General features: G+C 73.9%; 19 protein-coding genes. 10 read left to right on the forward strand and 9 right to left on the reverse strand.

Annotated features, from left to right (window positions below; all coding sequences use genetic code 11):
* From ACIPXM_RS11515 to ACIPXM_RS11525, 3 genes are all read right to left on the reverse strand, one after another.
* Positions 1 to 690 carry a PhzF family phenazine biosynthesis protein gene (locus ACIPXM_RS11515; protein ID WP_401654803.1) on the reverse strand — a complete coding sequence of 230 codons (690 nt, stop codon included), beginning with the start codon at positions 688 to 690 and terminating at the stop codon, positions 1 to 3.
* Between the two features lie 138 nt (positions 691 to 828).
* Entirely contained in the window at positions 829 to 2346 is a 1518-nt protein-coding gene (locus ACIPXM_RS11520) for an HtaA domain-containing protein (RefSeq protein ID WP_401654528.1), read from the reverse strand.
* A 98-nt stretch (positions 2347 to 2444) separates the two neighbouring features.
* A complete protein-coding gene (locus tag ACIPXM_RS11525; RefSeq protein ID WP_401654530.1) occupies positions 2445 to 4022 on the reverse strand; it encodes an HtaA domain-containing protein in 1578 nt (525 codons plus the stop codon).
* Positions 4023 to 4156: 134 nt separating this feature from the next.
* On the opposite strand from ACIPXM_RS11525, the gene ACIPXM_RS11530 reads away from it, so the two are divergent.
* The 7 genes from ACIPXM_RS11530 (at position 4157) to ACIPXM_RS11560 (ending at position 11854) form a co-directional block, all read left to right on the forward strand.
* Complete coding sequence (locus ACIPXM_RS11530; RefSeq protein WP_401654532.1) at positions 4157 to 5194, forward strand: hemin ABC transporter substrate-binding protein; 1038 nt, start codon at positions 4157 to 4159, stop codon at positions 5192 to 5194.
* A gap of 32 nt (positions 5195 to 5226) precedes the next feature.
* A complete protein-coding gene (locus ACIPXM_RS11535; RefSeq protein WP_401654805.1) occupies positions 5227 to 6360 on the forward strand; it encodes a FecCD family ABC transporter permease in 1134 nt (377 codons plus the stop codon).
* Positions 6357 to 7244 carry a heme ABC transporter ATP-binding protein gene (locus tag ACIPXM_RS11540; RefSeq protein WP_401654534.1) on the forward strand — a complete coding sequence of 296 codons (888 nt, stop codon included), beginning with the start codon at positions 6357 to 6359 and terminating at the stop codon, positions 7242 to 7244. Before ACIPXM_RS11535 ends, ACIPXM_RS11540 begins: the two co-directional genes overlap by 4 nt.
* A 165-nt stretch (positions 7245 to 7409) precedes the next feature.
* On the forward strand, positions 7410 to 8567 hold the full coding sequence (efeO, locus tag ACIPXM_RS11545) for an iron uptake system protein EfeO (RefSeq protein WP_401654536.1): 1158 nt from the start codon (positions 7410 to 7412) through the stop codon (positions 8565 to 8567).
* A gap of 32 nt (positions 8568 to 8599) precedes the next feature.
* A complete protein-coding gene (gene efeB / locus ACIPXM_RS11550; RefSeq protein WP_401654538.1) occupies positions 8600 to 9907 on the forward strand; it encodes an iron uptake transporter deferrochelatase/peroxidase subunit in 1308 nt (435 codons plus the stop codon).
* Between the two features lie 44 nt (positions 9908 to 9951).
* Entirely contained in the window at positions 9952 to 10842 is an 891-nt protein-coding gene (gene efeU / locus ACIPXM_RS11555) for an iron uptake transporter permease EfeU (protein WP_401654540.1), read from the forward strand.
* Positions 10796 to 11854, forward strand: a complete 1059-nt coding sequence (locus tag ACIPXM_RS11560; RefSeq protein ID WP_401654542.1) for a hypothetical protein — start codon at positions 10796 to 10798, stop codon at positions 11852 to 11854. Before efeU ends, ACIPXM_RS11560 begins: the two co-directional genes overlap by 47 nt.
* Positions 11855 to 11981: 127 nt before the next feature.
* Here the strand turns inward: ACIPXM_RS11560 and ACIPXM_RS11565 are convergent, their stop codons facing one another.
* Complete coding sequence (locus ACIPXM_RS11565) at positions 11982 to 12752, reverse strand: bifunctional DNA primase/polymerase (protein ID WP_401654544.1); 771 nt, start codon at positions 12750 to 12752, stop codon at positions 11982 to 11984.
* Between the two features lie 88 nt (positions 12753 to 12840).
* Positions 12841 to 13533 (reverse strand): TetR/AcrR family transcriptional regulator, encoded by a 693-nt coding sequence (locus ACIPXM_RS11570; protein ID WP_401654546.1) that lies wholly within the window; start codon positions 13531 to 13533, stop codon positions 12841 to 12843.
* A gap of 230 nt (positions 13534 to 13763) precedes the next feature.
* Here ACIPXM_RS11570 and ddaH point away from each other — a divergent pair, with 230 nt between their 5' ends.
* Positions 13764 to 14594, forward strand: coding sequence for a dimethylargininase (gene ddaH, locus ACIPXM_RS11575; RefSeq protein WP_401654548.1), 831 nt, complete (start codon positions 13764 to 13766; stop codon positions 14592 to 14594).
* Between the two features lie 21 nt (positions 14595 to 14615).
* Here ddaH and ACIPXM_RS11580 read toward each other — a convergent pair whose 3' ends face one another.
* From ACIPXM_RS11580 to ACIPXM_RS11590, 3 genes are read right to left on the reverse strand one after another with little or no spacing between them, the layout of a single operon-like run.
* On the reverse strand, positions 14616 to 15614 hold the full coding sequence (locus ACIPXM_RS11580; protein ID WP_401654550.1) for a small ribosomal subunit Rsm22 family protein: 999 nt from the start codon (positions 15612 to 15614) through the stop codon (positions 14616 to 14618).
* A 9-nt stretch (positions 15615 to 15623) separates the two neighbouring features.
* Positions 15624 to 17051, reverse strand: a complete 1428-nt coding sequence (locus tag ACIPXM_RS11585) for a Bcr/CflA family multidrug efflux MFS transporter (RefSeq protein WP_401654553.1) — start codon at positions 17049 to 17051, stop codon at positions 15624 to 15626.
* A gap of 43 nt (positions 17052 to 17094) precedes the next feature.
* Positions 17095 to 18729: an alkaline phosphatase D family protein gene (locus ACIPXM_RS11590; RefSeq protein WP_401654555.1), complete on the reverse strand. Its 1635-nt coding sequence runs from the start codon at positions 18727 to 18729 to the stop codon at positions 17095 to 17097.
* A gap of 133 nt (positions 18730 to 18862) precedes the next feature.
* On the opposite strand from ACIPXM_RS11590, the gene ACIPXM_RS11595 reads away from it, so the two are divergent.
* A complete protein-coding gene (locus tag ACIPXM_RS11595; protein WP_401654558.1) occupies positions 18863 to 19648 on the forward strand; it encodes an SDR family oxidoreductase in 786 nt (261 codons plus the stop codon).
* A 51-nt stretch (positions 19649 to 19699) separates the two neighbouring features.
* On the opposite strand, the gene ACIPXM_RS11600 is transcribed toward ACIPXM_RS11595, so the two are convergent.
* Positions 19700 to 20023: a nuclear transport factor 2 family protein gene (locus ACIPXM_RS11600; protein WP_401654560.1), complete on the reverse strand. Its 324-nt coding sequence runs from the start codon at positions 20021 to 20023 to the stop codon at positions 19700 to 19702.
* Positions 20024 to 20090: 67 nt separating this feature from the next.
* On the opposite strand from ACIPXM_RS11600, the gene ACIPXM_RS11605 reads away from it, so the two are divergent.
* On the forward strand, positions 20091 to 20420 hold the full coding sequence (locus tag ACIPXM_RS11605; protein ID WP_401654562.1) for a MazG-like family protein: 330 nt from the start codon (positions 20091 to 20093) through the stop codon (positions 20418 to 20420).
* The last annotated feature ends 17 nt before the right edge of the window (positions 20421 to 20437 follow it).

Here is a 20437-nt window from a genome sequence, read left to right on the forward strand (position 1 = left end):
TCAGACGGTCAGGGTGCGCTCCAGGCGGACCCGGCCGCCGAGTTCCACGATGCCGTCCGGGCCCGGCGCGGTGAGCAGTTGGGAGCCCCGGCCCTGGGTGATGTTGAGCGCCCGGCCGAGTTCGGCGGTGAGCAGCAGGGCCGCCGCGCCGGTCGCCTCGTCCTCGTCGACGCCGTCGCCGCGGCCGGGGAAGCCGCGCGCCCTGATCCGGCCCGCGGCCTCGTCCTCCCACGCCCAGGCGTAGATCCACTCCCCCGGCTCGGGGACCGTGAGGGCCTCGACCTCGGCGGCCGTGGCGCAGCGCCTGAGGGTGCGCGGCGGCGCCCATTCCGCGCGGGCCTCGATCCAGGTGAACTCGCCGTCGTCGCGCACCCACACCTCGCCCGCGGGCGGGCACACCACTTCGAGGTCGAGCAGCCAGGCGGCGCCGACCAGCGGGTGTCCGGCGAACGGCAGCCGGGTGCCGGGGGTGTAGATGTCGACGACACCGCGCTCCGGGTCGTCCACGAACACGGTCTCGCTGAAGCCGAGTTCCTTGGCGAGCGCCTGGCGGGCCGCCTCGTCGGGGTGGGTGCTGCCGTCCCGTACGACGCCGAGCGCGTTCCCGAAGCGGCCGTCGCCCGCGCAGAACACCCGCAGGACGTCGATCTCCGTGCCCGCCGGGGCCGGGTGCGCCGGAACCGGGCTCATCGGGGTCGGGGTCGGGGTCGTGTTCATGGCGGAATTGAACCATCCGTCGCACGGCGGCAGGGCCGCACCGGTGGATCCGGTGCGGCCCTGCCTGTTGGGGGGTGGCGGTTCGGGGGTGCGGCGGGGGCCCGCCGTCGGTCAGGCGCCGATGCGCTCGCCGCGGCGGCGAACGGCGATGATCACGCCGGCGCCCGCGGCGGCGGCGAGGGCCGCGGCGGCGAGCAGCGGTCCGGCCGGGGTGTCGGCGCCGGTGCTGGCGAGCTCGGCCCCGCTGCCGGTGCCGCCGACGGTGCCCGCGCCACCGGCCTGGCCCTCGGCGCCGGGCGCGGCGGCCGGGAGCCCGGCGTTCTTGTCGACGGTGAAGCTGACGGTGACCGGGTCGATGGCGGTGCCGGGCTTGTAGAACGCCTGGCCGCCGGGGCCCGCGAAGGTGGCGGCACCCGCGGTGGTCAGCTTCGCCGGGAGCGCGGAGAGGGTGACGACGCCGTTCTTCGCGGTCCAGTCGGCCTTCGTCAGGTCGAGGTCGGCGAAGACCACGTCGTTCGTGGTGCCCTTGGCGGTGGTGACGTCCGCGACCAGGGTGCCCTTGGTGCCGTTCGCCTTCACCTTCACGTCGCCGATGGTCCAGTCGATGCCGTGGGCGGCGCAGCTGAACTTCAGCGTGCCGCCGAAGGCGGCGTCGGCCTTGCGGGCGCCGGCGGCGACATCGGCCGTGCGGTACGGGAAGGTGTACGCGCCGCCGCCGGCCTTGGCGCCGCCGCCGGGGGCGACGGTGCCGCCGCAGGTCTCGGCCACGTACGTCCGCCAGGACGCCTTCACACCCCAGGAGAGGCGGCCGTCGAAGACACCGGCCGGGGCCTTGGTCGGCTGCCCGGTGGGCTGGGCCGTGGGCTTGGTGGGCGTGGTCGTCTTCGTGGCGGTGGGCGTCGGCTTGGGGCTCGGCGGCGGGGTGGTGGTCTTCGTCGGGGTGGGGGTCGGGGTCGGGGTCGGGGTGGGCGTCGGGGTGGGCTTGCCGCCGCCCGCCGTCACGGTGAGGGTCGCCGGGTCGAGGGCGACGCCCTCCTTGTAGAAGCCCGCGAACGCGTCGGACCCGGCCTTCGTCAGCTTCGCCGGTATGTCCTTGAAGACCATCGCGCCACCCGCGCCCTGGCCCGGCCGGACGGCGCTCATGTCGAGGACGGCGAGGTCGATGTCGTTGCGGGTGCTGACGCTGCCGTCCTTCTCCTTGGTGACGACGTCCGCGGTGATCGCGCCGGTCGGCGCGGCCGTGCCCTGGGTGGAGAGCTTGACGTCCGAGATGCGGATGTCGAGCGCGCCCTCGTGGGCCTCGAAGCGGATGCCGCCCTTGAAGGAGTTGGCGGTGGCGTGGCTGCCCATGTCGTACGTGCCGGTGCCCTCGACGAAGGTGAAGACGCCGTGGTTCGCGGCCTGCTTGGCGCCACCGGAGAGGGTGGTCTTGCCGTGGGCGAACGGCATCGCCAGGTAGTCGCGGAAGGACTGCTTGATGCCCCAGTCGAGCGTGCCGTCCTTCAGCGGCATCGGCGGGGCGGCCTGCTCGGCGGCGACGGCGGGCAGCGCGAGCGCGCCGGCGCCGAGGGCCGCGACGGTCGCGACGGCGGCGGCGAGGGCGAGGGGGCGGCGCAGGGGGGTGGCCATGACGAAAGGTCTCCTCGTACGGGGGTCACGGGGGTTGCGGGCTTACGGGGGTTACGGGCTGCGAAGCCGGTGCTGCGGGTGAAGCGGTCGGAAAGCGGTCAGGAGGGGGAGTCCGTGCCGGGGCGGGAGGTGCCCGCGTCCGGGGCGGTCTCGGCCTCGGTTCCGGTCTCGGCCTCGGTCCGGGGCTCGGCCTCGGTTCCGGCCTCGGTCCCGGGGCGGCGCCTGCGCGCGGCGGCGAAGGCGATCGCGGCGGCGAGCAGCACGCCCGCGCCGATCGCGATCCAGGTCGCCGTGGTCGGGCCGGAGTTCGCGGCCTTCTCGGCGGCCACGGCGGTGGTCCCGCCGGAGTCCTGGCCCGGGGTGGCCGCCGGGGCGGGCGTGGTGGCCGGGGCGCTCGGCTTCGGGTCGCTGCCGAGGTCCGGCAGCGGCGGCAGTTGTGCCGTCCGGTCGACGGCGACGGCGAGCGAGACCGGGTCCATCGCGGTGCCCGCCTTGTACATGCCGCCGAACGCCTTGGCGCCGCCCTCGGTGAGGGTCGCGGGGGCCTCGGTGACGACGGCGAGGCCGTTCTTCGGGGCGAGTCCGGGCACGGTGAAGGTGATGAGCGGGACGGCCTTCTCGGTGGTCCGCCCGGCGGTCCGCCCGGTGGTCCGCCCGGCCGCCCCGGTGCTGGTGACGTCGGCGGCGAGGGTGCCGCGGCCGTTCTCGACCTTCACCGTCACCTTGCCGAGGGTGAGGTCGAGACGGTCGCCGGTGAAGCGGACGCTGCCCGCGAAGGCCGCGTCGAGCGTCTGCTTCGCCGGGTCGTAGGTGCCGGTGCCCTTCGGGAAGCGGAACAGCGCGCCGCCGTCCTGGGCGCCGTCGGCAAGCGTCCAACGGCCCTGGGCGATGGCCCCGGTGACGTACTCGCGGAAGGTGCGCCGGACGCCCCAGTCCACGGCGGCGTCGGTGAGGCCGCCGGTCGCGGCGGCCCCGCCGGGGCTCTTCGAGGGGGTGCCGGGGGTCGCGCTCGCGGTCGGCCGCTTCGCCGCGCGGACGTCGACGCTCAGGCTGAGCGGGTCGAGCCGGGTGCCGGCCGGGTAGTAGCCGGAGAACGCGGACGCGCCCTGGGCGGTGAGGGTGGCGGGGACGCCGCTGAGGACCACCGGGCTGCCGCCGCCGCGCATGTCCACGCCGGACACGTCGAGACGGGCGAGCGGCACGCCGGAGCGCCGGGACAGGACGCCGCTGCCCTTGGCCTTGCTGGTCATGTCCGCGTACAGGGTGCCGCGGCCGCCGCTGATCCGGATCCGGGGACTGCTGACGGCGAGGTCGAGCTCATTGCTGCCGTCCGCCTTCTTGTGGCCGGTGAAACGGACCCCGCCGGAGAAGGCGGCCTCGAAGGCGCCGGTCGCCGGGTCGTAGGAGCCGCGTGCGGAGTGGAACCGGAACTGGCCCGAGCCGACCGTGGCGGCCCCGCCGGTGAGCCCCCAACTGCCTTGGGCGATGGGCCCGGTGACATAGCTGAGGAAGGAGGACTTGATGCCCCAGTCGAGCCGTCCGCCCTGCACCGCGCGGTCCTCGGCCCGCGCCGGGGCGGCCGGGAGGAGGACGGCGAGGAGCGCCGCGACCAGCGCGACGAGCACGCCGGCCGGGACGACGCGGACGCGTCCCGCTCGGGAGGACAAGGGCAGCATGAGACCCCCTTCAGGGGCTGGAAGGTCAGGTAAGGCTAACCTAAGCTATCCCTGGCCTCGCTCGGAACCCTCCGTTCACGGCCGCCTCGATCCACCTCTCCCTCAACGCTCCCTCGACGCAAGGACGGTGTCCGGTGCGGACAGCACGCCTCGTGGCGACGCTCACGACAGCGCTCGCCCTCGCCCTCACGGCGACCGGCTGCGGTGCCGGAGGCACCGCGCCCGCCCCCGCCGGAAAGGCCGGCACAGCCGGGACCACCGGCGCCGCGACCGCCCCCGACCGGGTCGAACCGCTCGCCGCCGCCACCGGGGCGGGCGCCCCGAAGCTGCCCGCCACCGTCAGGTCGGCGGACGGCCGCGAGGTGACCGTCACCTCCACCGAACGGATCGTGCCGCTCAGCGGCTCGCTCTCCGAGCTGGTCTTCACCCTCGGCCTCGGCCGCCAGGTGGTCGCCCGGGACATCACCGCCACCTTCGAACAGGCCGCGAAGCTCCCGGTGGTGACCCGCGCCCACGACGTCTCCGCCGAGAGCGTCCTGTCGCTGCACCCCACCCTGGTCCTCGCCGAGGCCACCACGGGACCGGCCGAGGCGATCGAGCAGCTCCGCGACGCGGGCGTCCCGCTGGTCGTGGTCGCCCCCGCCAAGAGCCTCGCCGACGTGCCCCGCAGGATCGACGCGGTGGCCGGCGCGCTCGGTCTGCCGGACGCGGGCACCGCCCTCAAGAAGCGCACCGACACCCGGATCGCCGCCGTGCGCGCCGACGTCCCGCGCGAGCAGAAGAAGCCCCGGGTCGCGTTCCTGTACGTACGGGGCTCGGCGGCCGTCTACCTCCTCGGCGGCGCCGAGTCCGGGGCCGGCTCGCTCCTGGAGGCGGCGGGCGCGGTCGACGCGGGCAAGGAGTCCGGCCTGACCAAGGACTTCACCCCGCTCACCAGCGAAGCCCTGGTGAAGGCCGCGCCCGACGCGATCCTGGTGATGCGCAAGGGCCTCGAATCCGTCGGCGGCGTCGACGGCCTGGTGAAGCTCCCCGGCGTCGCCGAGACCCCGGCCGGACTCGACCGCCGGGTGGTCAGCGTCGACGACGGCGTGCTGCTCAACTACGGCCCGCGCACCGACCAGGTGCTCACCTCGCTGATCGGCCAGCTGTACGGGAAGGGGGCGGCCAAGTGACGGCCGTCCAGGACACCACCCCCGGCGCCCCCGTGCCCGGACCCGCGCCCGTACCGGCGCCGGGAACCCCGCCCGTACCGGCGCCGGAGACCCCGTCCACGCCCGACCCGGCCGCGCCCCCCGCCGCCACCGGGCGGCGCCGGGGCAGGACCGCCGCCCTCACCGGCGGGCTGCTCGCCGCGCTGCTCCTGCTCGCCCTGCTGTCGGCCGGACTCGGCGCGTACGAGATCCCGCTCGGCGACGTCATCGGCTCCGTCCAGCACCGCGTCGGCCTCGGCGGGCACGAGCTGGACCGCACGGCGGAGCGGGTGCTGTGGCACATCCGCTTCCCCCGGGTCGTCCTCGCCGTCCTGGTCGGCGCCTCGCTGGGCTGCGCGGGCGCCCTGATGCAGGGCGTGTTCGGCAATCCGCTCGCCGAACCGGGCGTCATCGGCGTCTCGTCCGGCGCGGCGGTCGGCGCCGTCGGCGCGATCGTGCTCGGGGCCTCCTTCGCGGGCAACTGGACGGTGACCGTGTGCGCCTTCGCGGGCGGCCTCGCCACCGTGACCCTGGTGTACGCGATGTCCCGCTCCGGCGGGCGCACCGAGGTCACCACCCTGATCCTCACCGGTATCGCGCTGACCGCCTTCTCGGGCGCGCTGATCGGCCTCTTCCTGTTCTTCGCGGACAACGCGCAGATCAGCCAGATCACCTTCTGGCAGCTCGGCTCGCTGGCCCAGGCCACTTGGGCGAAGGTGCTGGCGGTGCTGCCGTGCGCGCTGCTCGGGCTGCTCGTCGCGCCGCTGTACGCGCGCCGGCTCGACCTGCTCGCGCTCGGCGAGCGCCCGGCCCGTCACCTGGGGGTGGACGTCGAGCGGTTGCGGGTCGCGCTGATCGTGCTGGTGGCGCTGCTCACGGCGGCGGCCGTCGCGGTCTCCGGCATCGTCACGTTCGTCGGCCTGGTCGTACCGCACGTGCTGCGGATGGCGAACGGGCCAGGGCACCGCTTCCTGGTCCCGGGCAGCGCGCTCGGCGGCGCGGTCGCGCTGACCGCGGGCGATCTCGCCGCCCGTACCCTGGCCGCCCCCGCGGAACTCCCGCTGGGCGTCCTCACCGCCCTGGTCGGCAGCCCGTTCTTCTTCTGGCTGCTGCGCAGGACCCGTCGCAAGCAAGGTGGTTGGGCATGAGCCGCAGCAAGGGCATCGGCGGCGGCTTCCGCCGGACGCGGGCGCTGCCCGGGCCGGTCGCGCCGGGCGAGCCGGTCGCCGAGGCGGTCGGGCTGCGGGTCGCGCTCGGGCGCCGTACCGTCCTGGACGGGGTCGGGATCGACGTACGGGCCGGGGAGGTCCTCGCACTCGTCGGGCCCAACGGGGCCGGGAAGTCGACGCTGCTCGCGGCGCTCGCGGCGGATCTGGCGCCGAGCGGCGGCGAGGTCAGAATCGGCGGCCGGTCCGCCGGGGCCTGGTCGGCCGGTGAACTCGCGCTGCGGCGGGCGGTGCTGCCGCAGGCGGCCGAGCTGTCGTTCCCGTTCCCGGTCGCCGAGGTGGTCCGGATGGGCCGGGCGCCGTGGGCCGGGACCGAGCGGGCGGACGAGGACGACACGGCGGTCGCCGAGGCGCTGGCCGCGACCGAGACGGCCGGGTTCGCCGGGCGGCCGTTCTCGGCGCTGTCCGGCGGCGAGAAGGCCCGGGTCGCGCTGGCCCGGGTGCTCGCCCAGCGGACCGGCCTGCTGCTGCTCGACGAGCCGACCGCCGCGCTCGACCTGCGGCACCAGGAACTGGTGCTGCGGATCTGCCGGGAGCGGGCGGCGGCGGGCGCGGCCGTGGTCGTGGTCCTGCACGACCTGGGGCTCGCCGCCGCGCACGCGGACCGGGTCGCGGTGCTGCACGGCGGCCGGATCGCGGTGGCCGGGGCCCCGGCCGAGGTCCTTGAGGGCACGGTCCTGAGCGAGGTGTACCGGCAGCCGGTGGAGGTGTTCCCGCATCCGCGGACGGGCGTTCCGGTGGTGCTCCCGGTGCGCACCCCCCACCTCCACGAAACGGACAATTCCCCCCACTTGACCCCCCTTTGACCAAGCCGTGGAACGGCCATGAAACCTCTGTGACCCCACCGTGTCCGGCCCCTGCGGCTTGAGAGCTGAATCACTGGACGGGTGGGTATGGCTGAGGTAAGCCTCGGTTAAGTTAGGTCCGCCTCACCCCGTCCCCGTCCCCTCCCGTCCCCGAGTGGAGCCCGCATGCGCGCCGCCGTCCGTCTCTCCGTCGTCACCGCCGCCGCGACCGCGGCGACCCTGGCCGCCGTCACGGGCTGCACGCAGAAAAGCGATGCGAAGGGGGAGGACGGCGGGATCACGGTCGTCGCGAAGGACGACTCGTGCGAGGTGTCGAAGAAGGACTTCCCGGCCGGTCATCTGAAGCTGAACGTGGAGAACCGGGGCAGCAAGGTCACCGAGGTCTACGTGCTGTACCCGGACGACCGGATCGTGACCGAGCGGGAGAACATCGGCCCCGGCACCAAGGCCACCGTGACCGCCGAGATCAAGGCCGGTGACTACGAGATCGCCTGCAAGCCCGGCATGAAGGGCGACGGCATCCGGCAGAAGCTCACCGTGACCGGCGGCGCGGCTGCCGCGAAGCGGTCCCCGGAGATGGACGCCGCGGTCGCCTCCTACCGCCAGTACGTGCAGGCGCAGGCCGACGAGACGCTGCCGAAGGTGAAGACCTTCACCGACGCGGTGCGCGCCGGTGACGTCGAGGCGGCGAAGAAGGCGTACGCCGACTCCCGGATCGGCTGGGAGCGCACCGAGCCGGTCGCCGAGTCGTTCGGTGACATCGACCCCAAGGTCGACGTCCGCGAGGACGGCCTTGAGGCCGGTCAGGACCCGGAGAAGGACTGGACGGGCTGGCACCGTCTGGAGCGGGCGCTGTGGCAGGACAAGAAGATCGGCACCCGCGAGAAGCAGCTCGCCGACCAGCTCGACAAGGACCTCGCGGACTGGGTGAAGCGGGTCGGCAAGGCCGACATCACCCCCACCTCCATGGCCAACGGCGCCAAGGAACTCCTCGACGAGGTCGCCACCGGCAAGGTCACCGGCGAGGAGGAGCGTTACTCCCACACCGACCTCGTCGACTTCAAGGCCAACGTCGAAGGCGCCCAGAAGTCCTTCGAGCTGCTCAAGCCGGTCGCGTCCAAGAACGACCCCAAGCTCGTCGCCGAGCTCGACAAGCAGTTCGCCGCCCTGAACACGCTCCTCGACACGTACCGCGCGGACCAGAACAGCTACGTGTTCACCTCCTACGACAAGGTCGGCAAGGAGCAGCGCAAGGAGCTGTCGGACGGCGTCAACGCGCTCGCCGAGCCGCTCTCCAAGCTCGCCGCCGCCGTCGTCAAGTAACAGCGCCTCACCGGGCGAAGGGGACCAGGGACATGACCGAGCAGCACCCGACGACGGACACCCCGCCCACCGGCGGGGCCACGGACGCCGCCCGGCCCGAGGGCCCCGCGCCCTCCCGCCGGGCGGTCATCGGCTGGGGCGGTGCCGGGCTCGCCCTCGGCGCCGCCGCGGCCGGCGGCGCGGTCGCGCTCGCCCGCGGCCGGGAGGACGCCACCGAGCCGGTCGCCGACTCCGGCGGCGCGGTCCCCTTCCACGGCACCCACCAGGCCGGCATCGCCACCGCCGTCCAGGACCGGCTGCACTTCGCCGCGTTCGACGTGAAGACGAAGGACCGCGCCGAGCTGGTGCAGCTCCTGAAGGACTGGACCCGGGCCGCCGAGCGGATGACCGCGGGCGGCGAGGTCGGCGAAGGCGCGTACGGCGGACTGCCGGAGGCCCCGCCGGACGACACCGGCGAGGCACTCGGCCTCAAGCCGTCCCGGCTCACCCTCACCATCGGCTTCGGGCCCTCGCTGTTCGACGGCCGCTTCGGGCTCGCCGGGAAGCGGCCCGCCGGCCTGGTGGACCTGCCCAGGTTCCCCGGCGACAACCTGGACCCGGCCCGCAGCGGCGGCGACCTGTGCGTCCAGGCGTGCGCGGACGACCCGCAGGTCGCCGTGCACGCCATCCGCAACCTGGCCAGGATCGGCTTCGGCAAGGTCGCGGTGCGCTGGTCGCAGCTCGGCTTCGGCAAGACCTCGTCGACCACCCCGGACGCCCAGACCCCGCGCAACCTGTTCGGCTTCAAGGACGGCACCCGCAACATCGCGGGCACCGACACCGCCCGCCTCGACCAGCACGTGTGGGTGTCGGGCCAGGCCGCCGCGGGCCCCGCGGCCTGGCTGGACGGCGGCTCCTACCTGGTCGCCCGCCGGATCCGGATGAACATCGAGACCTGGGACCGCACCCCGCTGGCCGAGCAGGAGGACATCTTCGGCCGCGACAAGAAGGACGGCGCCCCGGTCGGCAAGGCCAAGGAGCACGACGAGCCGTTCCTGAAGGCCATGAAGCCGGACTCGCACGTGCGCCTCGCGCACCCCGACACCAACGGCGGGGCCACCATCCTGCGCCGCGGCTACTCCTTCACGGACGGCACCGACGGCCTCGGCCGCCTGGAGGCGGGCCTGTTCTTCCTCGCGTACCAGAAGGACGTCCGTACCGGCTTCATCCCGGTACAGACCTCGCTGGCCCGCATGGACGCGCTCAACGAGTACACCCAGCACGTCGGTTCGGCGATCTTCGCGATCCCCCCGGGCGTCCGCGACAAGGACGACTGGTGGGGCCGGGCGCTCTTCTCGTGACCCGCACGGCGACCCGTAAGACGAAGTGAAGTAAGGAGTCCGACGTGTTCGGGAACTATCTGATCGGCCTGCGCGAAGGACTCGAGGCGAGCCTCGTCGTCTGCATCCTCATCGCCTACCTGGTGAAGACGGGCCGCCGGGACGCGCTGCGGCCGATCTGGATCGGCATCGGCATCGCCGTCGGCATCGCCCTGGCGTTCGGCGCCGCCCTCGAATTCGGCTCCCAGGAGCTGACCTTCGAGGCGCAGGAACTGCTCGGCGGCTCGCTGTCGATCCTCGCCGTGGTCCTGGTGACCTGGATGGTCTTCTGGATGCGGCGCACCGCCCGCCACTTGAAGGCGGAGCTGCACGGCAAGCTGGACGCGGCCCTGCGGATGGGCACCGGGGCGCTGGTGGCGACCGCGTTCCTCGCGGTGGGCCGCGAGGGCCTGGAGACCGCCCTGTTCGTGTGGGCGTCGGTGCGCGCCTCGTCGGACGGCTCGTACGCCCCGCTCATCGGCGTGGTGCTCGGCCTGCTCACGGCGGTGCTGCTCGGCTGGCTGTTCTACCGGGGCGCGCTGAAGATCAACCTGGCGAAGTTCTTCACCTGGACCGGCGGCATGCTGGTCGTGGTCGCCGCGGGCGTCCTCGCGTACGGCGTCCACGACCTCCAGGAGGCCCGCTTCATCGGCGGCCTGGAGAACAAGGCGTTCGACATCTCCGCGACGATCCCGCCGGACAGCTGGTACGGGACGCTGCTCAAGGGCGTGTTCAACTTCCAGCCGAACCCGACGGTCGTTCAGATCACGGTGTGGGCGCTGTATCTGATCCCCACGCTCGTGATCTTCCTGGCCCCGGTAGGGTCGGGGACGTCCGAGCGGGTGGCAAAGCAGAAGGCGACCGAGACCGATGAGAAGGCTGAGGCCGGGGCGGACCGGGCCGGGACGTCCGGCTGACACCGCCCGGACGAGGGGCACGCGGGCGCGTGCCCTCGGCGCGGTGGCCGCGGCGGCCGTTCTCGCGCTCACCGCGAGCGGCTGCGTCACCGTGCACGGCGAGCGGGAGCTGATACCCGCCGTCGGGAAGACCGAGGCCGCCCAGGCCGTCAAGGACTTCACCGACGCCTACAACCGCGCCGACAAGGCGTACGACCCGGCACTCGACGCGGACCAGGTCACCGGACCGCTCGGCGAGATCAACCAGGCGGGTCTGAAGGCCCGCCGGATCACCTCCCCCGGCGGCAACAAGAACCACCGGCCGCTCGAACTCACCGACGCCCGCTTCGCGATCCCCCGCAAGGCGGGCTGGCCGCGCTGGTTCGTCGCCGACACCGACTCCAACCGCGATGTCGACAGCGGCCCTGAGGACACCCGCTGGCTGCTCCTGTTCGTGCGCGACAGCGCGCAGGACGGGTGGGAGGTCGCCTATCTGGCGACGCTGTCCCCGGACCAGGTGCCCGCCTTCGAGGAGGAGCAGGGGTACGCGGTGCCGGTCGCCGCGGACGGGAAGTCCGGGGCCTCGCTCGCGGTGGCCCCGAAGGACCTCGGCGAGCGGTACACGGCGTTCCTGAAGGACGGGCGGGAGGGGCCGTTCGCCCCGGGCCCGCACACCACCGGCTGGCGCGCGAGCCGCGCCAAGTCCGCGAACCGGCCGGGTCTGGTCACCCAGTTCGTCGACCAGCCGGACAGCCGCGGCGACTTCGCCCCGCTGGCGCTCGCCACGAAGGACGGCGGCGCCCTCGTCTTCTTCGCCACCCGCTACTTCGAGCGGCAGACGGCGGCGCCCGGCTACCGGCCGAAGGTGGGCGCCGAGGTGCGGGCGCTGATGACGGGCGAGATCAAGAGCACCGTCACCAAGCGCTGGGTGTCCAGCCAGGCGGCCCTGGTGAAGCCCGCGGGCGGGCCCCCGGTGGGCCGGGTGCAGATCCTGAGCAGACTGCAGGGCGTGACGGCGGCCGAGGGGTCGTGAGCCCGGTCGCACAGCCGCGGGTCGGCTGTCGTACGGGCCGAAGTACGGGCGGGGCCCGGCGTACGGGCCCGAGGCGGCGCGAGGCCACCCGGTCCCGGTCCCGTGCCCGTACACCCGTACGGGAGCCTCAGCGCCAGGCGATCTCGTGGTCGGTGGGCGTGCCCTGCTCGGTCTGGGCGGCGGCGTGCCTGGCGCATGCCTCGGTGAGCGCCTCCAGGAGGTTCAGCGGCTCGGGCAGCGGGTGCTCGGGGCCGCGCAGCCAGGAGAGCATCGGCTGGCTGCCCTCGTCACCGGGGAGCCGGGACGGCGGCACCAGCACATAGGAGCCGCGGCAGTGCCAGCGCAGGCCCGGATGCTCGTCCATGGTCTCCGGATGGCAGTCCAGCTCGCAGGGCCACCACTCGTCCTCGTCCTCGGGGGTGCCCCGGGTGGCGGTGAAGAACAGCATCCGGCCGGCGTCGTGGCGGTCCTCGGCGGCGTCGGAGACGACGACAGGACCGACGTCGACGCCCTCGCCGAGGAGCCGGTCGAGGGCGGCGCGGCCGGCCGCGAGGGGCACGTCGAGGACGTCGTGGACCATGCCGGTGGCGGTGATGAAGTTGGCCTCGGGCTGGTTGCGCGCCCAGCGCTCGATCTGCGCCCGGTCGGTGGTCGACTGGGTCTGCCAGGCGAAGGAGACCGGGTGGCGGGCCGGGGTGGGACAGCCGATCCGCTCACAGGAACAGCGGTAGCCGACGGGGTACGCGGCGGGGGCGACGGGCATCCCCGCCGCGGCGACGGCCAGGAGGGACTTCTCGCGGTCGTTCTCGTCGTCGGCCGCGGTCCGCTTGGGGCGCCTGCGCAGCCACTGTGCGAGTTTGCTCTCCGTGCCGCGGTAGCGGCCGATACCGTCGCCCATCTATCCCCTCACACCTCATGCTCGCCCGGTCGGCTTTCCATGGTCCCACCATCCTGCGCCCCGGGTGACCGGAGTCGGGAACCGGGTCTCAGTTCCGCACCAGGAGACCGCGCAGCACGTGGTCGACGAGGCTGTCGGCGTAGGCGTGGGTGAGCGGCAGGGTGCGGTGCAGCCAGCGGTGGTGGAGCGGGCCGACGAGCAGCTCCAGGGCGATCCGCGGGTCGGCCTCCGGATCCACCTGCCCGGCCGCCTGAGCGGCCTCGATGCGGCGCGCGAACAGGGCCAGCTGGGGTTCCAGGAGCTTGGCGGTGAACTCGGCGCCGAGCACCGGGTCGACGATCCCCTCGGCGGCGAGCGCGCGGCTGGGGCGGTCGTAGGTGGGGTCGGTGAACTCGTCGACGATGGCGCGGAGCACGAACTTGAGGTCGGCGGCGAGATCGCCGGTGTCGGGGATCTCACTTCCCGGCTCGGCCCCGATCGCCTCTCCGGCCTGGTCGGCGAGGTCGAGGAACGCCTCCAGGAGGACCGCGCCCTTGGAGTTGGTGGGCCACCAGCGGTAGATGGTCTGCTTGCCGACGCCCGCGCGGGCGGCGATGCCCTCGACGGTGGTGCGCGCGTAGCCCTGCTCGGAGACCAGATCGAGGGCGGCGGCGTAGATGGCGCGGCGGGAGCGCTCGCTGCGGCGGGAGGCGTCGGGCGCCTTGGCGGCGGGCTCTCCGGGAGCGGTGGGCGCGGTGGCCGGGGTGGGGGCCGGGGCGGTGGGGGCCGGGGTGTCGGGCATGAGGCTCAATCTAGCAGGGGCGAGACGTGGCGTCTCGCCTCGGGCGGGCGCCCGGCGGCACGCGGGTACCGGCCCCTCCCGTGGCCCCCACCCGTGCCCCCCCGTGGCCCCCTCCCGCGGCCCGCTCTTCATCCGAACCACCCGAACGGTCCACTGCGCACGGCACCGGGAGAGCGGACCATGGGCTCACGACCCGCACCACCTGCTCTGCGACCGTAGAGGAGCCCTCTTTGCGCCCCACTTCGCGCGAGGCCTCGCCCCGCCGTTACCTGATGTGCCCACCCGCGCACTTCCAGGTCACGTACTCCATCAACCCCTGGATGGACCCCACGAAACCGGTGGACCTGCCGCTCGCCCTCGCGCAGTGGGAGGACCTGCGCGACCGCTACCGCGCGCTCGGCCACACCGTCGAACTGCTCGACCCGGTCCCCGGGCTGCCCGACATGGTCTACGCGGCGAACGGCGCGACCGTCGTCGGCGGCCGGGTGCTCGGCGCCCGCTTCGCCCACCCCGAGCGGCACGGCGAGGCGGCCGCCCATGTCGACTGGTTCCGCAGGAACGGTTACCCGGACGCCGACCTGCGGGTGCCCGACCACGTCAACGAGGGCGAGGGCGACTTCGCGGTCACCGCGTCCTGGATCCTGGCGGGCCAGGGCTTCCGCTCAAGCCCGCTGTCGCACGGCGAGGCCCAGGAGTTCTTCGGCCGCCCGGTGATCGGCCTCGAACTGGTCGACCCGCGCTACTACCACCTGGACACCGCGCTGTGCGTCCTGGACGACGCGGCGGACGAGGTCATGTACCACCCGGACGCCTTCTCGCCGGGCAGCCGCGCGGTGCTGCGGCGGCTGTTCCCCGACGCGCTGCTCGTCGGGGCCGGGGACGCCGCCGTGCTCGGCCTGAACGCGGTCAGCGACGGCCGGCACGTGCTGCTCCCGCAGGCCGCGGTGGGCCTGTTCGGACCGCTGCGGGACCGCGGCTTCGAGCCGGTCGGGATGGACCTCGGGGAACTGCTCAAGGGCGGCGGCAGCGTGAAGTGCTGCACCCAGGAGCTGCGCCCCTAGGCCCTCTCCCTCTCCCTATCCCTATCCCTGTCCCTCGTCCTCGGTGGGGCCCGCCCAGGCGTCGCCCCACTCCACGTCACGGGCCTGCTTGTACCGGGGCCCGTGACGCTTGCTGACGTTCTCCTTGGCGAGCCCGTCGGGGCCGCACAGTTCGAGCTGCACCAGGCCCTTGCGGATCTGCGGCTTGCGGACGACCCGGGCGGGCGCGGGCTCGACCGGGAAGCGGGCGGCCGCCACGTACGCGTACTTCTCGTCCTCGTACGGCAGCGAGCCGCCCTTCACCTGCCGGTGCAGCGAGGAACGGCTGACCCGGGCCGCGAAGTGGCACCAGTCGCTGCCGGGCACGATCGGGCAGGCGCCGCTGTGCGGGCAGGGCGCGGCGACGGTGAAGCCCGCCTCGGTCAGCCGGGTGCGGGCCTCGATGACCCGGGCGTAGCCGTCGGGGGTGCCGGGCTCCACGATGACCACGGCCCGCGCGACCCGGGCGGCCTCGGTGACGAGCGCGGCGCGGTCGGCCTCGGTGAGCTCGTTCAGCACGTACGAGACGGTGACCAGGTCGGATTCGGGCAGTCGCAGGGCCGCGCCGATCCGCTCGCGGCGCCAGTCGGCCTCGACGACCCCGCGGGCGAGTTCGGCGCCGATGGCGAGCGCGGGTTCGGCCCAGTCGAGCACGGTGGTGCGGGGCGCGCCCCGCCAGACCTCGGCGGCCGCCCAGGCGGCGGCGCCGGTGCCGCCGCCGACGTCGGTGTGCCCGGCCGGGGTCCAGTCGGGCGCCGCGTCCGCGAGGGCGTACAGGGCGGCCCGTACGGCCTCGAAGGTGGCGGGCATCCGGTAGGCGGCGTAGGCGGCGACGTCGGACCGGTCGCGCAGCACCGGCGCGTGCGTCGGGGTGGCCCCCCGGTAGTTGGCGATCAGCCGCTCGACGGCCTGGGTGGCCTGCCGCGGCGGAAGCCCGTCGAGTACGGCGCCGAGCGCGGCGCGCAGGGTGGTGGCGTCGGCGGAGGGGTGGGAGGCGTTCACCGCCCTATTTTAGGCGCCGCCCGACAGGCCCTGGCTCGACCTGGCCCGGCCGGTCTGCCAGGGGCGGCAGAGCAGCAGGAAGCAGCCGACGGCGGCGACCGCGCAGCCGGTCTGCACGACGGCCATCGGGACGGCGGTGGTCTCGCCCGCGATGCCGACCAGCGGGGAGGCGACGGCGCCGATCAGGAAGGACGAGGTGCCGAGCAGCGCGGAGGCGGACCCGGCGGCGTGCGGGGTGCGCATCAGGGCCTGGGCGTTGGTGTTGGGCATGGCCAGGCCCATCGCCGACATCAGCACGAAGAGCCCGGCGGCGATCGGCAGCAGGCCGGGTTCGCCGAAGACGCCGGTGGTCATCAGGAGCAGCGCGACCGAGGCGAGCAGGATGACGGCGAGGCCGAAGCCGAGGACCTTGTCGAGGCTGACCCGGCCGACGAGCAGCTTGCCGTTGATCTGGCCGACCGCGACCAGGCCGACCGAGTTGACGCCGAAGAGCAGGCTGAAGGTCTGCGGGGAGGCGCCGTAGATCTCCTGGACGACGAACGGCGAGGCGGAGATGTAGGCGAAGAGGACGGCGAAGGCGAGTCCGCCGGTGAGCATGTAGCCGGTGAAGACCCGGTCGGCGAGCAGTCCGCGCATGGTGCGCAGGGCTTCGCCGACGCCGCCGGTGTGGCGGCGTTCGGGCGGCAGGGTCTCGCCGAGGAAGCGCCAGACGACCAGGGTGAGGACGATGCCGACGACGGTGAGGACGTGGAAGACGCCCCGCCAGTCGGTGATCCGCAGGATCTGGCCGCCGATCAGCGGCGCGACGATCGGTGCGACGCCGGATATCAGCATGAGGGTGGAGAAGAACCGGGCCATCTCGACGCCGTCGTACAGGTCGCGGACCACGGCCCGCGCGATGACGATGCCGGCCGCTCCGGCGAGGCCCTGGAGCAGCCGGAAGCCGACCAGGAGTCCGGCGGACGGGGCGAGCGCGCAGACGGCGGTGGCGAGGACGTACACGATCATGCCGATGAGCAGCGGGCGCCGGCGGCCCCACTTGTCGCTCATGGGGCCGACGACGAGCTGGCCGAGCGCCATGCCGGCGAGGCAGGCGGTCAGGGTGAGCTGGACGGTGGCGGCGGGGGCGTGGAGCGCCTGGGTGACCTCCGGCAGGGCCGGCAGGTACATGTCCATGGAGAGCGGCGGCAGGGCGGTGAGTCCGCCGAGGACGAGGGTGGTGAGCAGCCCGACCCGGCGGGCCGTGACCGCCCCGCCCGGGACACCGGCGGGCGCCGCGCCGCCGGGCGCGCCGCCGGGCGCGGTGGCTTTCGCGGTGCGCTGTGCGGTGCTCTGTGCGGTGTCGCTCGCGGCGTCCCTCGTGGCGTCCTTGGTGATGTCCCTGGTGTCCGTGGTGTCCGTGGTGCCCTGGGCGGCCGCCCCACCGCGCTCCCGCATCGATGCTCCGTTCGATTGAATCCTCTCCCCGATGGTAGGCGGGTCAGGCGGGAATGAGTCCGGGCCTTCCGGCCCTGGTGACGAACGACGCTGCGGTCCGCACGGGCGCGCCGGGGGTGGTGACGGCGGAGACGGTACGGAAGTCGGCACGGGCGCTGTCGGGGGCGAGGGTGACGGTGACGTAGCCGCGGCGGCCGTTGTAGAACTTCATGTGCGGGTTGGCCTGGAGCAGGGTGGCGTGGTTGCCGGGCTTGTCGGCGCCGTCGCGGCCGCTGGAGATCGAGGTGGTGACGATCTCGCTGCCGACGGTCCTGGACGCGCGGTCGCGGAAGTCGGCCTTGATGTCGCAGGCGAAGGCGACGTGGACGTCGCCGGTGAGCACGAGCAGGTTCTGGATGCCGGTGGCGGCGGCTCCGGCGAGGATCCGCTGCCGGGAGGCCCGGTAGCCGTCCCAGCCGTCCATGTTCAGCTTGTAGTTCGCGGTCGGCAGGGTGCGCCGCTCGGCGAACATGACCTGCTGCGGGACGACGTTCCAGCGGGCGCGGGAGTGCCGCCAGCCGTCGATGAGCCAGCGTTCCTGGGCGGCGCCGGTGAGGGTGCGCCGGGGGTCGTCGATGAGCGGGCCCGGGGACTGCCAGCCGTCGCCGTACGCCTGGTCGGAGCGGTACTGGCGGGTGTCGAGGATGTCGAACTGGGCGAGCGTGCCGAAGCTGAGCCGCCGGTAGAGCCGCATGTCGGGGCCGGTGGGCTGCTGGGGCACGCGCAGCGGCTGGTTCTCCCAGTAGGCGCGGTAGGCGGCGGCGCGGCGGATCAGGAACTCCTCCGGCGGCACGTTCTCCTGCGAGACCGCCCCGGCGTAGTTGTCCTCGGCCTCGTGGTCGTCCCAGGTGACGACGAAGGGGTGGGCGGCGTGCGCGGCGATCAGGTCGGGGTCCGACTTGTAGAGGGCGTAGCGCAGCCGGTAGTCGTCGAGGGTGAACGTCTCGCGGTTGAAGACGGCGGGGATCGTGCCGGGCTTGTAGTGGCGGTCGGCGGCGGTGGAGTCGATGGGGTACTCGTAGATGTAGTCGCCGAGGTGGAAGACCACGTCCAGGTCCTCGCGGGCGAGGTGCCGGTGGGCGGTGAAGTAGCCGTCCGGGTACGCCTGGCAGGAGACGGCGGCGAGCTTCAGCCGGGTGTTGCGGGCGCCGGGCGCGGGCGCGGTGCGGGTCCGGCCGACCCGGCTGACCCAGGAGCCGGCCCGGAAGCGGTAGAACCAGCCGCTGCCGGGGGCGAGTCCGCCGACCTCGACGCGGACGGTGTGGGCGAACTCGGGGTGGGCGGTGACGGTGCCGCGGCGCACGCCCCGGGTGAAGCGCTCGTCCTGGGCCAGCTCCCAGACCACGGCGACCCGCAGGCCGGTGGGCAGTCCGCCGGAGGGCTCGTACGGGCGGGGCGCGAGGCGCGTCCACAGCAGGACGGACTCGGGCAGCGGGTCGCCGGAGGCCACCCCGAGGGTGAACGGGTCGCTGGTGATGCGGCGGGGGTCGAGTTCGGCGGCGGCGAGTGCTCCGGCGGCCGGAAGGTTGACGGCGAAGGCGAGCGCGGCGGCGGCGCCGGTGGTGGTGAGGAACCGGCGGCGGCCCAAGTGTCGGGCGGCGGCGCGGAGTTCGTCGACATACGTGAGTGCGGCGGGCATGTTCCCCTCCCCTGACGGATGTTGTGCTTCCGAATTACAGGGCGGTGGAACGACCGCACGTTGTCACATACAGGACGTCCATGTGTCGGACGGATGAGTTCGCGGGGCCTCCGCTGCCGTACGCTGCGGGCCCATGAGCAGCGGGAACACAGGCGGCGACACCAGGGCGAACGGCCGGGTCGCGGTGGTGACGGGAGCCGGTTCGGGCATCGGCCGGAGCGTGGCGCGGGCCCTCGCGGCGGCGGGCTGGTCGGTGGCGCTCGCGGGCCGCAGGGCGGAGACCCTGACGGAGACGGCGGCGGAGTTCGCCGACCCGGCGGCGGCCCTGTGCGTGCCGACGGACGTCACCTCGGCCGAGCGGGTGGCGGACCTGTTCACGGCGGTACGGGCCCGGTTCGGCCGGGTCGACCTGCTGTTCAACAACGCGGGTACGTTCGCGGGCGGCGGGGTGCCGGTCGACGAACTGGACCCGGAGACCTGGCGCGCGGTGGTGGACGTCAACCTGACGGGCGCGTTCCTGTGCGCTCAGGCGGCGTTCCGGGCGATGAAGGAGCAGGACCCGCGGGGCGGCCGGATCATCAACAACGGCTCGATCTCGGCGCATGTGCCGCGGCCGCACTCGATCGCGTACACGGCGACGAAGCACGCGATGACGGGCCTGACCAAGTCACTGTCGCTGGACGGCCGTCCGTACCGGATCGCGTGCGGTCAGATCGACATCGGCAACGCGGCGACGGACATGACGGCCCGGATGCAGGCCGGCATTCTGCAGGCGGACGGCAGCACGGCGGTGGAGCCGGTGATGGACGCGGCGGACGTGGCGGCGACGGTGGTGCACATGGCGGGGCTGCCGCTGGAGGCGAACGTGCAGTTCGCGACGGTGATGGCGACGACGATGCCGTACATCGGGCGGGGCTGAGGGCCCACGGGGCCCTTCGGCCCCGCCGCCCTGGGGCCGGGCTCCGAGGAGCTACGCCTGCCCGGTCTCGAAGCGGGAGATCCGGTCGCCTTCGACGGTGAACCGCCAGGCGGTGCGCATCGATCCCCAGGTGTCGTTGGTGTAGGTGGCGACGAGCGCGCGGCCGCCGTCGGACTCGCTCTCGATGTCCATCCGGCCGTTCGAGGAGAACACCTCCCGGTCGGTCCACTCCTGGAGGTTCCGGTCGGTGCCGTCGTCGGACATGGTGGCGTCCGCGGTGAGGAGCGCGGTGAACGCCGGGCGGTCGTTGGCGTTGAGGGCGGTCACGAAGGCGCGGACGACGGGGTCGCTGAGCTGTGCCACGGGAAGGGTCATGCCCTACCGGTACCGCGCCCGCCGCCCCCGGAGCGCGCCGACGCGCCCGGCTGGCAGGCTGCCCCTCATGACCGACTCCGTATGGCCCACCATCACCCGCCTCCACACCTGGCTCGGCGCCCACCAGGACCTGCCGCGCGGCGAGGAGATCCTGCTCCGCGTCCTCAAACTCTCCGAGGAGATCGGCGAAACCGCCCAGGCGGTCATCGGCGCCACCGGCCAGAACCCCCGCAAGGGCACCACCCACACCTGGCAGGACGTCGAGTCCGAACTCTGCGACGTGATCATCACGGCGATGGTCGCCCTGCGCACCCTGACGCCGGACGCGGCGGAGGTGTTCGAGGGGCACGTGGAGCGGGTGGCGCGCAGGTCGCTGGGCGAGGCGGGGAAGGAGTGAGTGGGGCCGGCCGCCCT

Source organism: Streptomyces sp. NPDC090025 (assembly GCF_044748125.1).
Classification (GTDB): domain Bacteria; phylum Actinomycetota; class Actinomycetes; order Streptomycetales; family Streptomycetaceae; genus Streptomyces.

What these genes read in the sequence shown, in the direction of transcription:
- ACIPXM_RS11520 (WP_401654528.1), bottom strand. Translation starts at nt 2,346, where the DNA reads ATGGCCACCCCCCTGCGCCGCCCCCTCGCCCTCGCCGCCGCCGTCGCG.
- ACIPXM_RS11590 (WP_401654555.1), bottom strand. Translation starts at nt 18,729, where the DNA reads ATGCCCGCCGCACTCACGTATGTCGACGAACTCCGCGCCGCCGCCCGA.
- ACIPXM_RS11560 (WP_401654542.1), top strand. Translation starts at nt 10,796, where the DNA reads ATGAGAAGGCTGAGGCCGGGGCGGACCGGGCCGGGACGTCCGGCTGAC.
- efeO (WP_401654536.1), top strand. Translation starts at nt 7,410, where the DNA reads ATGCGCGCCGCCGTCCGTCTCTCCGTCGTCACCGCCGCCGCGACCGCG.
- ACIPXM_RS11525 (WP_401654530.1), bottom strand. Translation starts at nt 4,022, where the DNA reads ATGCTGCCCTTGTCCTCCCGAGCGGGACGCGTCCGCGTCGTCCCGGCC.
- efeB (WP_401654538.1), top strand. Translation starts at nt 8,600, where the DNA reads ATGACCGAGCAGCACCCGACGACGGACACCCCGCCCACCGGCGGGGCC.
- ACIPXM_RS11515 (WP_401654803.1), bottom strand. Translation starts at nt 690, where the DNA reads ATGAGCCCGGTTCCGGCGCACCCGGCCCCGGCGGGCACGGAGATCGAC.
- ACIPXM_RS11605 (WP_401654562.1), top strand. Translation starts at nt 20,091, where the DNA reads ATGACCGACTCCGTATGGCCCACCATCACCCGCCTCCACACCTGGCTC.
- ACIPXM_RS11565 (WP_401654544.1), bottom strand. Translation starts at nt 12,752, where the DNA reads ATGGGCGACGGTATCGGCCGCTACCGCGGCACGGAGAGCAAACTCGCA.
- ACIPXM_RS11540 (WP_401654534.1), top strand. Translation starts at nt 6,357, where the DNA reads ATGAGCCGCAGCAAGGGCATCGGCGGCGGCTTCCGCCGGACGCGGGCG.
- ACIPXM_RS11570 (WP_401654546.1), bottom strand. Translation starts at nt 13,533, where the DNA reads ATGCCCGACACCCCGGCCCCCACCGCCCCGGCCCCCACCCCGGCCACC.
- ACIPXM_RS11600 (WP_401654560.1), bottom strand. Translation starts at nt 20,023, where the DNA reads ATGACCCTTCCCGTGGCACAGCTCAGCGACCCCGTCGTCCGCGCCTTC.
- ACIPXM_RS11585 (WP_401654553.1), bottom strand. Translation starts at nt 17,051, where the DNA reads ATGCGGGAGCGCGGTGGGGCGGCCGCCCAGGGCACCACGGACACCACG.
- ACIPXM_RS11595 (WP_401654558.1), top strand. Translation starts at nt 18,863, where the DNA reads ATGAGCAGCGGGAACACAGGCGGCGACACCAGGGCGAACGGCCGGGTC.